Here is a 13,778-nt window from a genome sequence, read left to right as displayed (position 1 = left end):
GACATAATCGTCAAGTGTCGATGACTGCCGTCAAGTCCTATTGAGTCCACGGATTGAGGCTAAGAAGAAGACGTACTCCATCTTTGGCCCGCCGATCGACCGGTACGACATCCGCCAGTCCGAAGCCGACGGCGCCACGGTGCCAATCGTCTACGAGGGACGAACTATCGGCGGCGGAGTGCGGGACGCCGACGACATCGACGAGTTTATCGACCTGTACGGGCTGACCCCGGCGCAGACCGAGGAGCTCAAGCAGCGGTACGCCACCAAGCGGCACGTCGCCGAGGCCGAACAGCTCATCGCCGCGAAAGCGGCCAACATGCTGCGCCATTATGTCGACGTGGTGCTGCCCAACGGGTTTAAGGCCCAGGTCGTGGCGACGAGCCGCCGCGCCGCCGTCCGCTACCGCACCGCATTCCTGGCCGCTCGCAAGGCCCTCGTCGCGGAACTGGACAACCTCGATCCGGCGTATCGGACCGATGACGCCCTCGACCGCATCGACCGGATGCCCGCCAAGCGGGCGATGCTGGTGCGGGCATGGCGGTACCGTGACGTCATCGCCCAGCTCGACTTCGTGCCGGTGATCTCTGCGGCGCAGAACGACAAGGCTGACATCGCGGCCTGGACCAGCGGCCACGACCAGGTCATCGAGGACTTCAAGGACAAGAAGCTGCCACTGCCGGAGGTGCCCGCGGCTCAGGCCAGCCCGGTGGCCATGCTGATCGTGAACGCGATGCTGCTGACCGGCTTCGACGCCCCCCGCGAACAGGTGCTGTACCTGGACAAGGCGATCCGGGAAGCCGACCTGCTGCAGGCCATCGCCCGGGTCAACCGCACCGCGCCGGGTAAACATTGCGGCTACATCGTCGACTACTACGGTGTGGCCCACCACCTCGCCGAGGCACTGGAGGCGTACGCGGCCGATGACATCGACGGCGCGCTTACCAGCCTCAACGACGAGGTACCGCATCTGGCCGCCGCCCACGCCGCTGTCCGGCAACTCTTCCCCGGCATCAGCAACTTCGACAGCGTCGCGGTTCAGGACGCCTGTGTGAACGCGCTCGCCGACGAGCGGCTTCGGGCGCGGTTCGAAACCGCGATGAAGGCGTTCACCCGCAGCCTGGAGATCGTGCTGCCGTCAGAGAAGGCGCTGCCATTCGGCGCCGACGCGAAGGCGTTCGGGACCATCGCCCTGCTCGCGCGCCGGCGCTACCGCGACCACACATTGTTCGACATCCGGGTGTACGGCGAGAAGGTCCGCACCCTGATCGACGCGCATGTGCAGGCGCTCGGGATCGCCCAGAAGATTCCGCCGATCTCCATCACCGCCGCCGACTATGCGGAGAAGGTGAGCGGGCTAGCCAGCCCGCGCGCCAAGGCGTCGGAGATGGAGCACGCGATCCGTCACTACATCAGCGAGCATATGGATCGCGACCCGGCCCACTACCGGCGGCTCTCCGAGCACCTGGAGCAGATCCTGGTCGAGTTGAAGGACCAGTGGGAGCAGCTCGCCCTAGCCCTTGCCGACTTCCTGCCGGCGGTAACGGCCGGACGTACCGAGGCCGCCGACGGCCTGGACCCCCACACCGAGGCGCCGTTCCGCGACCTGATCGCCCAGGCACTCGCCGAGCACGACCGACCGGTCACCCCCGAACGTGCCGGCCCGCTGCGGCAGGCCACCACCGACGTTGTGCATTTGATCAAGGATGATGTTCGACTGGTCGGATTCTGGGACAACGCGCACAAGCGCGAACAACTGCGCCGCAAGGTCATCCAGCGGCTGGACGACACCCGTCTGGCGGACGGCAGCGACCTGTTCAACTACGCCTGGCTGCGGCCGCTCGCCGATCGGCTGCTCGAACTGGCGAAGCACAACCATCACCGGCTGGTGTCCGCGCCATGACCGTAGCCGAGGCGCTGCCCGACACTATGCTCATCGGCGACCTGCAGTTCGAGGTCACCGAGTCGCCGCGGCGTGCCACGGTCGGGATCACCGTCGACCGCGACGGATCGTTGCAACTGCATGCCCCGGCCGGCTGCCCGGCCGACGCGCTGGCCGCTTGGGCATACACCAAGCGCATGTGGGTCTACCGCAAGCTCGCCGAGAAGGACCTGCTGCTGTCCGCTCGGCCGGCGAAGGAGTTCGTCAACGGGGAGGGTTTCGCGTACCTCGGCCGCAGCCACCGCCTGCTGATCGGGGACGGCGACCGGGTACGCATGGAACGCGGGCGCATCGTCCTGCCGCGTACGGTCACCGGGCAGGCGCGCACGGCCCTGATCGGGTGGTACCGCTATCGTGGGCGGCAGTGGTTGCCGGGTCGACTGCGTCCCTGGGCTGACCGCATGGACCTGCATCCGTCCGCACTTGACGTCCGGGACCTGGGCTACCGGTGGGGCTCCCTCGGCAACAACGGCCGGCTCAACATCCACTGGGCGACGCTTCAACTACCACCCAGCCTTGTCGATTACGTGCTGGTGCACGAACTCTCCCACGTCGCCCATCCGCAGCACACGTCCGCTTTCTGGGCGACCGTCGAACGCGCCCTGCCTGACTTCGAACGCCGCAAGCAGGATCTACTCGTCGCGGGTGCCGGGCTCTGGCTTGGTTGATAGGTCGGACCGACCGGCGCGACCCGCTCCTTCTACCGATCCGGTGCGTCGCTCATAGCCCGCCTTCTCCGCCGACGGACCGGCGGTAGCCAGCTGCCGGCCGCCGGGCTGCCCCGGGCCTGCTTGGGCTCCCGGCGGAGCGCCCGCGAATCAGTCGTATCCCTGCGTCGGCTCTACTTCGCCCGGGTCCGTTGGCGCGGACATCAACAGCCTGCGGACATGTCTTTCGGTTACCCCAAGGTGCGTGGCTATGTCCGCTGTGCTCGCGTCCGGATGTTCTGCTCGCATCTTCAGCACGGCCTCGAAAGCCCTCCTGTTTCGGCGTCCGCGTCCGGCCCGCCCCTGGTGCCGGGACGTCTCCGAGGTCCTCGCCGCTGCGGAGATGTCGATCGGCGAGGCAGGGTGGGGTGCTTTCCCGGCTTCTTGAACGGAATCGGTGGGAGCCGCACCGTCGGGCTTGCCGGCATCGTGGTCGGAGGCTGTCGGGGCCGGCGTGCGCCGGACACGGGAAAGCATCTCTACCACCAAGAGCAGGGCGACGGCGGGCCAGGCGGCAACAATGCGAGCGCCGAGGGCGGGTTGAGCTGCGGCGATGTTCGCCGCGACGCTCGCGCCTACGCCTGTGAGGAAGGCGATCCGGGCCGACCATCGCACGCGCCGCCCTGCGCGCCTGTCGTCCACCATCGTCGTTGAGGCGACGATGAGCATCCCGTCGACCGACAGCGGCAATACGTAGGCGACCTCGGGACGCTCGCCGAACTCCAAGGCCACGGCGACCATATGGCTCCACGACGACCAAGCGGCGATCCCGGCCACGGCCACCGTGCTCACGTCGCGGGCGATCCGGGTCGGCGTCACCGGACCACCCCCGGACCGAGCCGATGTTCGATGGCCCGGACCTCAACGGGGTCCACAGCCGGACGTCCATCTATGTCCAGCCGCGTCTGGACATCGGCCCACCGCCGCCACCGGCGGACCACCTCGTCGACCTCCAAGCCCGTCGCCTCGGCGATGTCCACCGGGTCCGCGCCGGCCCGCAGAGCGGCGTGGATCATCAAAGGCTGCCAACTCGTCCACCGGGACACCACCGCTGCGGACAACGCCAGCTCCGCGAGGACGTCATCGCGACCGGATCCCGGCGTCCAGGCGACAGCATGGTCATGAAGATCGAGAAGGAGCTTGAACGGGTTGATCTCCTGGGCGTCGACGAACCGCACCGGCGGTTCGGCCCGGCGAGCCGGGGTCATCGGGCACCGCCCGACGTCCGTGAGCTGGGCAAAGTCAGCGGCAGCGGGTCACCGGCGATGGTCGTCGGTTGGTTCGCATGGTGGTACCTCCGGCCCACTACCAGGTACAGCGTTCCGCGAACCGGATCCGGTTCTCGAGTGTTGCCGGTTGACGCCATGGGCCATTTGCATCCACAGCGGACTGCCGCCCAGCGACAGCACCACGGCGGCGAACAGGACGGCGGCCGGAGACCGGGGAGGGGGACAGAGGCGCTCGGGGCACCAACCACATCGTGCAGCGCAGCCCGGACGGCAGCAAGCCGGGGTTACCCGAACCTGTAAATCACGTTCGTTGACGTGCGCGACGTCGCCGCCGCCCGCGCGCTGGCCATGACCACGCCCGGTGCCGCCGGCCAGTGGTTCCTGCTCTCCGGCGGCCCGGCGATCGCGATCAAGCAGGTCGGCGTCCTATTAGAGGCCAACCTCGGCGACGCGGACAAGCGGGTGCCCGCCCGAACCATACCCAATCCCGTCGTGCGGGTGGCGGCCCTGTTCAACAAGGCGTTCCGGGGCGATCCTCGCCGCCGCAACCACCGTGCCCGACAAGGGTTTTGGTCAAGAAGTGAGGGGGTGCCGGCAGTGACCCGCCCACAGGTCACCGCCAGCTTTCCCGGCGCCGCTGCAGACCGTCGAGGATCAGGTCGAGCCCGACGTCGAACTCGGCCGCATAGGAGTAGCCGGGTGCCAGCGCCCGATGAACGATCATCTCGGCGAGATGCGGCAACTCGTCGCGGGGCAGTTGCTCCAGGATCGCGCCCGCCACCTGGGTGACCTCGGCGGACGAGGTGAACGGCAGGCTGAGTTCCTGCAGGGTGAACCCGTAGACGTAGCTGTCCAGCATGGAGAGCGAGTGCGCCGCGCCGGCGATGGAGAAGCCACCTGCACGCAGGCAGCCCAGCACCGCGTCGTGGTGGCGCAGGGTCGCCGGGCCGGGGTTGGTCCGGGAGTCCATCAGACCGATGGCCCACGGGTGTCGGATCAGCGCCGCCCGCATCGAAGCCGCCCGGTCCCGCATCGCGGCACACCAGTCGACCCCGTCCGCCGGTAGGTCAATCTCACCGAACACGACATCGACCATTCCGTCGAGGATCAGGTCCTTGTTGCGGAAGTGGTGGTAGAGCGACATCGCCTCGACGCCGAGCCGCTGCGCTAGCCGGCGCATGCTCGGCACCCCCGAGCCGGCCTCGTCGGCCAGCGCGACCGCTTCGCGCAGCACCAGGTCCCTGGTGAGCGCGGTGCGCCGGTTCCCGGGCGTACCGGCTGGCTCTGTGCCCACGTGATCCTCCTGCCGTCAGCCGCTCGGACCTCTTGACAACCTTACACCGCAAGGCTGTACCTTACAGCGTAAGCCAAACGTGGTACGGGGAATTCGAGAGACAGGAGCGGGACCATGGAACCGATCGGCACCGACGGAGTCGGCCAGCCAGGTGCGGGCCGGCGGATCTGCGTCGTCGGCGCGTCCGGGAAGCTCGGGCGGTACATGGTGCGGCACGCGCTGGAGCGCGGGTACGAGGTCGTCGCCGTGTGCCGTGAGAAGAGCGTGCCCAAACTGTCCGAGTTCGACGGTCGGATCACCGTGGTCCCCGGTCCGACCAACTCCCGTACGGTCATTGCCCGGGCGGTGCGCGGCTGCGACGCTGTGCTCACCGTGCTGGTGCCGTGGGGGGTGCAGAGCTACGCTTCGGGCACCGCGCAGGCGGTGCTCGACTACGCCGAGCCCGGTGCCCGGCTGATCTTTTCCTGCGGTTGGCACATCACCCGCGACGGCCGGGACGTCTACCCCCGGGGGTTCAAGCTCTACACGACGATCTTCGGCTGGCTGGCAAAGCTGCTGCGGGTGGTGGACGTCGACGACCAGGTGCAGGCCTGCCAACGGGTCTTCGCCAGCGGCACCGACTGGACCGTCGTACGCGGCAGCGACCTCGAGGAGGGCGACAGCCAGGGCCTGCCGGTGTGGAGCCGGCATGTGGGTGACCCGGTGCTGGCCAGCAACCTGACCCGGCGCATCGACTACGCCAGGTTCATGGTCGAGGCCGTGGACGACGACACCCTCATCCGGCAGGCTCCGGCCATCGTCGGTCGGCTGACTCCGTCCGCCCTCGCCCATGCCGGTCTACCGCAGTGACAGGCGTGGCCCAGCCGGCACCGACCACCGCGAACGACGCCCAGTGGCGCAACGGTGATCCGTCGTCCCGCGACCGCCGCATCGCCCGCCGCAGCGCCTCGCCCACCGGTGCCCCGGTACGGACAATCCGGTTCGGCGCCGCAGCCGAGCTGCTACGTCGACGCGGTTGAGGCCGGTACGCCGGCGTACCGGCTCGCCGGCCCGGTGTCCGAGGTCGGACAGGGCTGCGACGGCGGTCTCAGGATCCCTGTCCTACTCGGTCAGCGGCGTGGTGGTCGGGATAGCGTCCGGATTGCCCGGCGGGGACGCCCGCAGGTATCCCATCGTCACCGACGGTCGTCGCGACCACCTGCGCCGGCGCGCGCAGCGTGCCACGCGGCGGCGCTCCCGCCGGCAGCGCGCCGACGACAGCCACCGTCCGCAGGTGACACCAACCGGTGGTCGGGGTCTGGGACAGCCGTGCCAACTCGGCCCGGACGACTGTCTCTGGCGGTGTCTCTCGACCGACAACGGAGGTGGCGATCAGGTGCTGACCGGGCGGTGCGTGGTCCGGTGCCGCCTGACTGACCACGACGGTGTTCGTGACCGGCCTGCGGCGGTGCCCGTCGAGCAGCAGGGTCGTCTCCGCCACCGGCGGCTGGTCGGCGGCATGATAGTTGGTGGTCAGCTGGCGCATCCGTACCGGCGAGACCGACTGGATCAGCCGGGCGGCCGCCGGTGGATCGGTCGCCACGATAGTCCACTGGCAACGGGTGCGCACCAGGCCAGGCTCGATCGCCGATCGTCTCCGCTCGGGTGAGCAGCCGGCGGGACCGGCCAGGGCGTACCGCACCAGCAGCCGACCGAGTCGGAGCCGGTCCGGCAGGGTGCCGACACCGGTGAGCAGCGTCGCCGGCTGCGGAGAGTCGGCGGGCTTCCGCAAGCCCAGTGAGCCCGGCACCGACTATGACGGCTTCCGCCACGACGGCCATCCGTGAAAGCTCCCCCGTTTGGACTCGAACCAAAAACCTGCCGGTTAACAGCCGGCTGCTCTGCCAATTGAGCTACGGGGGACCGCTGCGTAGCCGGTACCGGATCTCTCCGGCCGCCTAGCGACGGAACAAGAGTACAGGACGCCAGCGCCGGATGGGCGACCGGGTTCGCTGCCCCGGACCGAACGGGTCCACCGTCTCGGACCGGCCGGGTTCGCGGCACGGCCCGGCGGTCGAGCTCCCAATAAGAAACTAAGAAACCTATCGAAACGGACAAAAGACCGAGTTGTCTGCGCTGACGCGTGAGAAGGGAGCAGGATGGGTAGACAGCACCGGACAGATGACGAAGGCACGACCGGGTCACTCATCGGCCAGCCGGCACCGAACCGGACCGACGGCCGACGGGTACACCGGGTCAGGTACGGAAGGAGCCGCTATGCGCGGAAAACTTTGGTTCATCGGCGGGGTGGCCGTGGGTTTCGTCCTGGGCGCCCGCGCCGGTCGGGAAAAGTACGACGAGCTGGTACTCAACGCACGCAAGGTGATGGACCACCCGACGGTGCAGGAGGCCGCCGGGGTGGCGCAAGCTCAGGCCAACCGGATCTACGCGGAGGGCCGGGAGCGGCTCAGCCACACCCGGCTGGCCGAACGCCTCAACGGCCACGACCACCTCACCACCCCCGACAGCAGTCTCGCCGACGCCGGGATGGGCACGGCCTCCTCGCCCGGGTCCACCGGTGCGACGACGGCCGGGAGCAAGCCAGGCAAGGGCACCGGGCCCGGCGGCAGCGCCAGCTGACGCCGGCACACCATCGAGAACGCGGCGTACGCGTGGGCCGGTCACCCCCGTTGACGGGGGTGACCGGCCCACGGTCGTACCGGTGTGTCGCCGCCGCTGGTGCGGCGGCGGCCAGGTCAGTCCCGGCTGCTGGAGAACGCCGCGTCGAACGCCGCCGCCGGGGCGTCGAACGCCTGCTGACGGACGAACCGCAATGCCTCGGGAGCGCCGACCAACCGGTCCATCCCGGCGTCCTCCCACTCGACCGAGATCGGTCCGTCGTAGCCGATGGCGTTGAGTGCCCGGAAACAGTCCTCCCACGGCACGTCGCCGTGCCCGGTGGAGACGAAGTCCCAGCCCCGACGCAGATCCGCCCAGGGCAGGTGGGAGGCGAGCCGGCCGCGCCGACCGTCGCCGGTACGGACCTTCGCGTCCTTGCAGTCGACGTGATAGATCCGGTCGGCGAACTCGAGGATGAAGTTGACCGGGTCCAGTTCCTGCCAGACGAAGTGCGACGGGTCCCAGTTGAGGCCGAACGCCGGGCGGTTGCCGATCGCCTCCAGGGTGCGGCGGGTCGTCCAGTAGTCGTAGGCGATCTCGCTTGGGTGCACCTCGTGGGCGAACCTGACCCCGACCTCGTCGAACACGTCGAGGATCGGGTTGAACCGGTCCGCGAAGTCCTGGTAGCCGCGTTCGATCATCTCCGGCGGTACCGGCGGGAACATGGCCAGGGTATGCCAGATCGACGAGCCGGTGAAGCCGATGACGGTGTCGACGCCGAGCTTCGCAGCGGCCCGGGCGGTGTCCTTGATCTCCTCGGCGGCGCGCTGACGGACGCCTTCAGGTTCCCCGTCGCCCCAGATCCGGGCGGGCAGGATCCCCTGGTGTCGCTCGTCGATCGGATGGTCGCAGACCGCCTGGCCGACCAGGTGGTTGGAGATTGCGTACACCTTGAGGTTGTACCTGGCCAAGGTTTGCAGCTTGCGTTCGACGTAGTCGTCCTCGGTCAGCGCCCGGTCCACCTCGAAGTGGTCGCCCCAACAGGCGATCTCCAGGCCGTCGTAGCCCCACTCCGAGGTCAGCCGGCACACTTCCTCGAACGGCAGGTCGGCCCACTGGCCGGTGAAGAGCGTGATGGGTCGCGCCATGGTCCTTCTCCCGTTGTCGTCACTGGGATTCCAGCCCACGCCACAGGTGCGGCGCGTGGTTGGACCGGTGCGAGGTGACGGCCCGATGAGCTACGGCGTGGAACTGCCTGGTCGTGGTACACCGATCGGTGGCGCAGGCAGCGAACACCGGCCGGCTGGTCACGGCGGCACCCGGCACGGTCACCGTGCGGCGCGGCGCTTCCCGACCGGGCGGGTTGCGCCTCCCGCCCGGACACCGGCCCGGGTACGGGCCTGCCCGCACCACTCTAGGCCGGTTGCCGGCCCGCGCGATAGAGGCAGCCGAGGTACAGGCCGACAGGGTACGACGCTAGCGGGGTACGAGCCTGGCTGGTCAGTAACCCCACTCGGCAAGCGGCTTCTCCAGCACCCGGTCCACTGCAGCCAACTGCTCCGGACTGAGTTCCCGGTGGTACGCCGCCCCGCGACCGCTGTGGAACTCGTACCGGCGGAAGCCACGCTCGAACGCGGACGACCAGTCGAGGCCGAGAAAGTCGAGCATCCGGGCCACCTCGTCGCGCGGTGCGACCAGCAGGTCCTCGTACCGTACGTCCAGCCATTGGCCGGCCGGGTGGCTGGCCCGAGCCTCGGCGAACGCGGTCATCAGCATCTTCCAGCCGAGCGCGGCCAGCACCGGAAACGACCGGTCGGCTTCTTCCCACTCGGCCCGCAGGTCGGCCGGCAGCGGGCCGAGAAACCAGTTGTCCGGCCCACGCCAGCCGTCCCACCAGCCCATCTGCAGCCACGAGTTGGCCACCGCCCGCCCGTCGCGGACCACGTTGACCACCCGCAGATCCGGGTACGCGGCATGCAGCCAACCGGTGCGGGGCCAGCCGGTGACGTGTTGCAGCAGCACCTGGCAGCCCTGCCGCTCGACCCGGCGGTCGAAGAAGGCGCGCAGCCGCTGGCCCACGTACGGGGTGAGGTCGTCGGCCCGCAGATCCCGGCACGGCCTGGAGTAGCCGGCCATCACCTGCCGGTCGATCAGCCGGTACGCCTCGGACGGCGCCACTCGCAGCCGGCCGCGTTCCAGCAGGCGACGGCTGTGCCCGAGCGAGGTCATACCGGCCGGCCGGGGCGTCGAGCGGCGGTAAAGCCGGCCGTTGCGGCGACCGGCCAGGTTGAGCCGGGGCAGCTTGTCGTCCAGCCCGGACACGAAGCCGACGGCCGGGTGCCGGGCCAGGATCTCCTGGACGAGGGTCGATCCGCACCGTCCGGTACCCACGACGACGGACAGCATCGGGTCAGCCTTCCTTGCTCGGTGTCGTGGCCGGGACCGGCCCGCCCTGGGTCCTGGCCGGAGGCACAGCCGGGGCCGGGGGCGCTGCGGGACGCCGTACCGGGTAGCCGAAGCGGCGCAGCAGCGGCAGCGTCACCGCGGTGACCACCGCGAACGACCGGCCGGGCAGCGCCCAGACCCATTCGGCGTCGTCGCTGACCGGGACCGCTCCGGTACGGTGCCGCGCTGGGTTGCCCGCCACCGAATGGGTGGGGGCCAGAGTGACCCGGCCTTCGGCGTCCACCGGCAGCCCGGCCGGATCCAGCCCGGCGAACAGCGCGATCCGGCGTAGCTGACCGGCCGGGTCGGCAACCACGTCCTCGTAGCGGATCCGCAGGTAGCGGTCGGGTCCGGCGGCTTCGAAGAACCGTGCGGTGGCGGCGTTCCACACCCGCCACAGCAGAGCCGCCTTCCACACCGGCGGGCGGCTCATCAGCTTGCGGTCCGCCGCGCCGTCCAGTCCACGCCGACGGCGCCAGGAAAAGGCGGTGCCGCGCGGGTCCCGAACCAGGTGCAGCACCCGCAGGTCGATGCCGGGCAGGTCACGCAGCAACGCACCGTACGGTGGCAGCTTCGACGAGTCGACCACCACCACCGGCCCGTCGCCGCTACGACTCACCTGGCGGGCGACCGCCGGATAGACCGCTGCGATCGCGGCATCGTCGGCGTGGTGCGGCACGGCCCGCCGGCCTGCGCCGGCCCGGCGCAGCATGGCTGGCAGGTCCCGCATCCGCAGCCTGGTCCGCAGTCGTCGGGCTATGCCGGCGGCCGCCGAGCCGGCAGCAAATGCCGGACCAGCAGCAGCTGCCAGCTCGGCGGTGACCGCCTGCCAGACCGGACACGCGTTGAACGGCGCGCCGCAGCCGCAGGGACGGTTGTCGACCATCCCGCGCTGCCAGAGGTAGCGCAGCTCGCCAGCGGCGAAACAGCCGTCCAGCTGCCCCAGGACGGTGGTGATCAGGGTGCTGCCGCTGCGACCACTGCCGGCCAGGTAGAGCACCCGGACCGGAGGACTCGTCGGGCCGTACGCGCCAGCGGCAGAGGGCGTACCGGCAGCAGGGGGCGTACCGGTCATCGTCGGGTTCCGGCCGGGGCGGTCAACGCCGCGGCCAGATAGGCGTCGCGGAGCCGGTTCAGGTGCAGGTCGGGCGTGAAGTCACGGTCGATCTTGTCCCGGGCGGCCCGGCCCATCGCGTACGCCCGGTCCGGATCGGCGATTAACCTGCCCAGCGCGTCGCCGAGCGCCGCCGGGTCGTCGGCCGGGACGGTCTCGCCATCGACGCCGGGACTGATCAGCTCCGGCAGCCCACCAAGGTCGGTGCCGACCACCGGCACGCCGCAGGCGAACGCCTCGAGCACCGCCATCGGCTGGTTCTCGTGCCAACGGGACGGCACCGTGACCGCCGCCGAGGACCTGATCAGGTCGTGTAGCCGGGACTTGTCCAGCCGGCCGTGGAACCGCACCCGGCCGGGTGCCACCCGGTCGGCGAGGGCCCGGACCGCAGGCAGTGCGGGGCCGTCGCCGGCCACGTGGACGGGCACCTGCCGGGGCAGCCGGGCGGCCGCCTCGACCAGCGTGTCCACCCCCTTCTCAGCGGAGATCCGGCCGGCGAAGACCACTCCCCCGCCCGGCGAGTCCTTCACCGCCACGGCAGCTGTGTCTACGAAGTGGTTGATCACCCGGAGCCGGTCCGGGTAGACGCCGGCTCGGCGCATCACGTCGGCGAGGAACCGGCTGGGACTGACGAACACCCCGACCGGACCATATGCCTGTGACTTTCTGTGTATCCACGACTCCACAGCGAGTAGCGTACTGGCGGTTGCCGATCCGTCCTTGCACCTGCGCCGCGCGGCGTGGAGCGGACCTCCATCGACGCACGCCTCACAGACCTTCCCCCGGTCCAGCAGCTGGTAGCTGGGGCAGGCGAGCTTGTAGTCGTGCATGGTCAGCACGCACGGCACCCCGACGTCGCGGGCGGCGGCGAGCACCGACGGAGACAGCTGGTGGTAAATGTTGTGCAGGTGGATGATGTCCGGCCCAAAGTCCTCGATCACCCGGGTCAGGCCGCGGCGGCTCGCCGGCGACCAGATCATCCGACCGGCGACGGCCAGCCGGGGGCGCAGTCCGCGCGGCGCCGGTTCCAACTCGACGTGCGGCGGGAAGTGCCGGGCGTACGGCAACGGCCCGTCGTTGTCCGGGTGGGTCATCCCGAAGTACGCAACCTCGTCCCCGGCGGCGCGCTGCAGATCGGCGAGGTCGATCAGATACCCCTCAGCGCCACCCCGACGGTACAGAAACTTGTTCACATGGAGGACACGCATCAGTCCGGCCCGCTCGCTCGATACCGGGGTGTGGCCACCCGGTTATGGTGGCGCAGGGCTCCCGCCCTGGCTGCTGCCTCACGCTATGCACCCACGCCGGGTTAGTCCAGTACCGAATCGCCAACTAGCTGATCGGATGATCTTGTGTGGCTGACCAGCCTGCGTTCTGGCGTTTCGCCCCGATCCGTGAGTAGCCTGACCGCGGCCCGACCTCGCCCCAGCCTGGCCACAGCGGCTGGTGACGTACCCGAGGAGGACCGGTGAACAACGACGAGCCTTCCACCCTGGCCTGGACCGCGCGGCGAATCGCCCGGCACGCCCGATGGTTCCGCACCGAAGGACTCCGCCGCCTCGTCGAGGAGGACCGGCTCAACCCGGTCGACCGGGTCACCACCGCGTGGACCAAGCTGCGCTGGCGACACCAGCACGGCGTACCCCGTGGTCAGGCCACCCCGGTCTACCTGGTCGGCCTGCAGCGGTCCGGCACCAACATGCTGGTCCGCGGGCTGGAGAACATCGGCGAGTTTGAGGTCCGCAACGAAAGCGACCGGCGGGTCTTCCATCGTTTTCAACTCCGCGACGACGCGGTGCTGACCACCGTGGTGAACCGGAGCCGACACGCGTACGTCCTGGTCAAACCGCTGTGTGAGAGCCACCGGGTCGACGAGTTGCTCGCCCTGCCCGGGATGGCGCCGGGTCGGGCGATCTGGGCCTGGCGCGACGTCGACGACCGGGCCCGCTCCGAGGTGGCCAAGTTCGGCGACGCCAACCTGCGGGCGCTCGCCGCCATCGCCGACGGCACCATCGGCCGTCGCTGGCAGGGCCAGCGCCTCGACGCGGACACCTACGAGCTGATCCACGGCTTCGACTACCGACGGATGGACCGGCACACCGCCGCCGCTCTTTTCTGGTATGTCCGGAACACCCTCTACTTCCGCCTCGGCCTGAACCGCCGCGACGACGTGCTGCTCAGCTCGTACGACGCGTTGATCGCCGATCCGGCCGGGCAGATCAGCCGGCTGTGCGACTTCCTCGGGATCGCCTACCGCCCCGACCTGTCCGCGCACATCGCCCCTCGTACCCCCGCCCGCCAGCCGCTGCCGATCGACCCGGCGGTCCGTACGCTCTGCGACGAACTCACCGCCCGACTGACCGCCAGCGGCCGCCCGCAGTCCCCCACCACCCCACCTCGACAAGCCGACACCGACCGGCGTGCCCGGTGAGCGTGGAAAGGACCGACC

At 69.9% G+C, this 13,778-nt stretch carries 14 protein-coding genes and 1 tRNA gene; 6 read left to right on the top strand and 9 right to left on the bottom strand.

Annotation, left to right across the window (positions count from 1 at the left end; genetic code table 11):
• Positions 1-40 precede the first annotated feature (40 nt).
• Both ACFHWU_RS12045 and ACFHWU_RS12040 read left to right on the top strand, forming a co-directional pair.
• Entirely contained in the window at positions 41-1,903 is a 1,863-nt protein-coding gene (locus ACFHWU_RS12045) for a type I restriction enzyme subunit R domain-containing protein (protein ID WP_416590580.1), read from the top strand.
• Complete coding sequence (locus ACFHWU_RS12040; RefSeq protein WP_416590579.1) at positions 1,900-2,610, top strand: M48 family metallopeptidase; 711 nt, start codon at positions 1,900-1,902, stop codon at positions 2,608-2,610. Before ACFHWU_RS12045 ends, ACFHWU_RS12040 begins: the two co-directional genes overlap by 4 nt.
• Positions 2,611-2,760: 150 nt before the next feature.
• On the opposite strand, the gene ACFHWU_RS12035 is transcribed toward ACFHWU_RS12040, so the two are convergent.
• From ACFHWU_RS12035 to ACFHWU_RS12025, 3 genes are all read right to left on the bottom strand, one after another.
• Positions 2,761-3,468 carry a DUF2637 domain-containing protein gene (locus ACFHWU_RS12035; protein WP_416590578.1) on the bottom strand — a complete coding sequence of 236 codons (708 nt, stop codon included), beginning with the start codon at positions 3,466-3,468 and terminating at the stop codon, positions 2,761-2,763.
• Positions 3,465-3,857: a hypothetical protein gene (locus ACFHWU_RS12030; protein ID WP_416590577.1), complete on the bottom strand. Its 393-nt coding sequence runs from the start codon at positions 3,855-3,857 to the stop codon at positions 3,465-3,467. The genes ACFHWU_RS12035 and ACFHWU_RS12030 overlap by 4 nt, the downstream gene beginning before the upstream one ends.
• A 634-nt stretch (positions 3,858-4,491) precedes the next feature.
• Positions 4,492-5,172, bottom strand: a complete 681-nt coding sequence (locus ACFHWU_RS12025) for a TetR/AcrR family transcriptional regulator (RefSeq protein ID WP_416554533.1) — start codon at positions 5,170-5,172, stop codon at positions 4,492-4,494.
• Positions 5,173-5,286: 114 nt separating this feature from the next.
• Here ACFHWU_RS12025 and ACFHWU_RS12020 point away from each other — a divergent pair, with 114 nt between their 5' ends.
• A complete protein-coding gene (locus ACFHWU_RS12020) occupies positions 5,287-6,021 on the top strand; it encodes an NAD(P)-dependent oxidoreductase (RefSeq protein WP_416568095.1) in 735 nt (244 codons plus the stop codon).
• 5 nt (positions 6,022-6,026) lie between these two features.
• Positions 6,027-6,191, top strand: coding sequence for a hypothetical protein (locus ACFHWU_RS12015; RefSeq protein WP_416568096.1), 165 nt, complete (start codon positions 6,027-6,029; stop codon positions 6,189-6,191).
• A 68-nt stretch (positions 6,192-6,259) separates the two neighbouring features.
• On the opposite strand, the gene ACFHWU_RS12010 is transcribed toward ACFHWU_RS12015, so the two are convergent.
• On the bottom strand, positions 6,260-6,943 hold the full coding sequence (locus ACFHWU_RS12010; protein ID WP_416554527.1) for a hypothetical protein: 684 nt from the start codon (positions 6,941-6,943) through the stop codon (positions 6,260-6,262).
• 58 nt (positions 6,944-7,001) lie between these two features.
• Positions 7,002-7,074, bottom strand: a tRNA-Asn gene (locus ACFHWU_RS12005).
• Positions 7,075-7,428: 354 nt separating this feature from the next.
• On the opposite strand from ACFHWU_RS12005, the gene ACFHWU_RS12000 reads away from it, so the two are divergent.
• Positions 7,429-7,791, top strand: coding sequence for a hypothetical protein (locus ACFHWU_RS12000; RefSeq protein WP_416554525.1), 363 nt, complete (start codon positions 7,429-7,431; stop codon positions 7,789-7,791).
• A gap of 116 nt (positions 7,792-7,907) precedes the next feature.
• On the opposite strand, the gene ACFHWU_RS11995 is transcribed toward ACFHWU_RS12000, so the two are convergent.
• From ACFHWU_RS11995 to ACFHWU_RS11980, 4 genes are all read right to left on the bottom strand, one after another.
• Positions 7,908-8,918, bottom strand: a complete 1,011-nt coding sequence (locus ACFHWU_RS11995) for a sugar phosphate isomerase/epimerase family protein (protein ID WP_416554523.1) — start codon at positions 8,916-8,918, stop codon at positions 7,908-7,910.
• A gap of 352 nt (positions 8,919-9,270) precedes the next feature.
• The gene (locus tag ACFHWU_RS11990) at positions 9,271-10,176 is read right to left on the bottom strand and encodes a sulfotransferase family protein (RefSeq protein ID WP_416568099.1); all 906 of its coding nucleotides are present in this window, start codon (positions 10,174-10,176) and stop codon (positions 9,271-9,273) included.
• 4 nt (positions 10,177-10,180) lie between these two features.
• Positions 10,181-11,290 (bottom strand): sulfotransferase family protein, encoded by a 1,110-nt coding sequence (locus ACFHWU_RS11985; protein WP_416568100.1) that lies wholly within the window; start codon positions 11,288-11,290, stop codon positions 10,181-10,183.
• Complete coding sequence (locus ACFHWU_RS11980; RefSeq protein ID WP_416554517.1) at positions 11,287-12,522, bottom strand: glycosyltransferase; 1,236 nt, start codon at positions 12,520-12,522, stop codon at positions 11,287-11,289. The genes ACFHWU_RS11985 and ACFHWU_RS11980 overlap by 4 nt, the downstream gene beginning before the upstream one ends.
• 275 nt (positions 12,523-12,797) lie before the next feature.
• Here ACFHWU_RS11980 and ACFHWU_RS11975 point away from each other — a divergent pair, with 275 nt between their 5' ends.
• Complete coding sequence (locus ACFHWU_RS11975; protein WP_416590576.1) at positions 12,798-13,760, top strand: sulfotransferase domain-containing protein; 963 nt, start codon at positions 12,798-12,800, stop codon at positions 13,758-13,760.
• Positions 13,761-13,778: the final 18 nt, after the last annotated feature.

The organism is Micromonospora sp. LOL_015, assembly GCF_048060275.1.
Taxonomy (GTDB): domain Bacteria; phylum Actinomycetota; class Actinomycetes; order Mycobacteriales; family Micromonosporaceae; genus Micromonospora_E.
Note: the sequence above shows the minus strand (reverse complement) of the source record. Positions and strands in the feature narration are given on the sequence as shown.

What these genes read in the sequence shown, in the direction of transcription:
- ACFHWU_RS12000 (WP_416554525.1), top strand. Translation starts at nt 7,429, where the DNA reads ATGCGCGGAAAACTTTGGTTCATCGGCGGGGTGGCCGTGGGTTTCGTC.
- ACFHWU_RS11995 (WP_416554523.1), bottom strand. Translation starts at nt 8,918, where the DNA reads ATGGCGCGACCCATCACGCTCTTCACCGGCCAGTGGGCCGACCTGCCG.
- ACFHWU_RS12030 (WP_416590577.1), bottom strand. Translation starts at nt 3,857, where the DNA reads ATGACCCCGGCTCGCCGGGCCGAACCGCCGGTGCGGTTCGTCGACGCC.
- ACFHWU_RS12020 (WP_416568095.1), top strand. Translation starts at nt 5,287, where the DNA reads ATGGAACCGATCGGCACCGACGGAGTCGGCCAGCCAGGTGCGGGCCGG.
- ACFHWU_RS11985 (WP_416568100.1), bottom strand. Translation starts at nt 11,290, where the DNA reads ATGACCGGTACGCCCCCTGCTGCCGGTACGCCCTCTGCCGCTGGCGCG.
- ACFHWU_RS11990 (WP_416568099.1), bottom strand. Translation starts at nt 10,176, where the DNA reads ATGCTGTCCGTCGTCGTGGGTACCGGACGGTGCGGATCGACCCTCGTC.
- ACFHWU_RS12040 (WP_416590579.1), top strand. Translation starts at nt 1,900, where the DNA reads ATGACCGTAGCCGAGGCGCTGCCCGACACTATGCTCATCGGCGACCTG.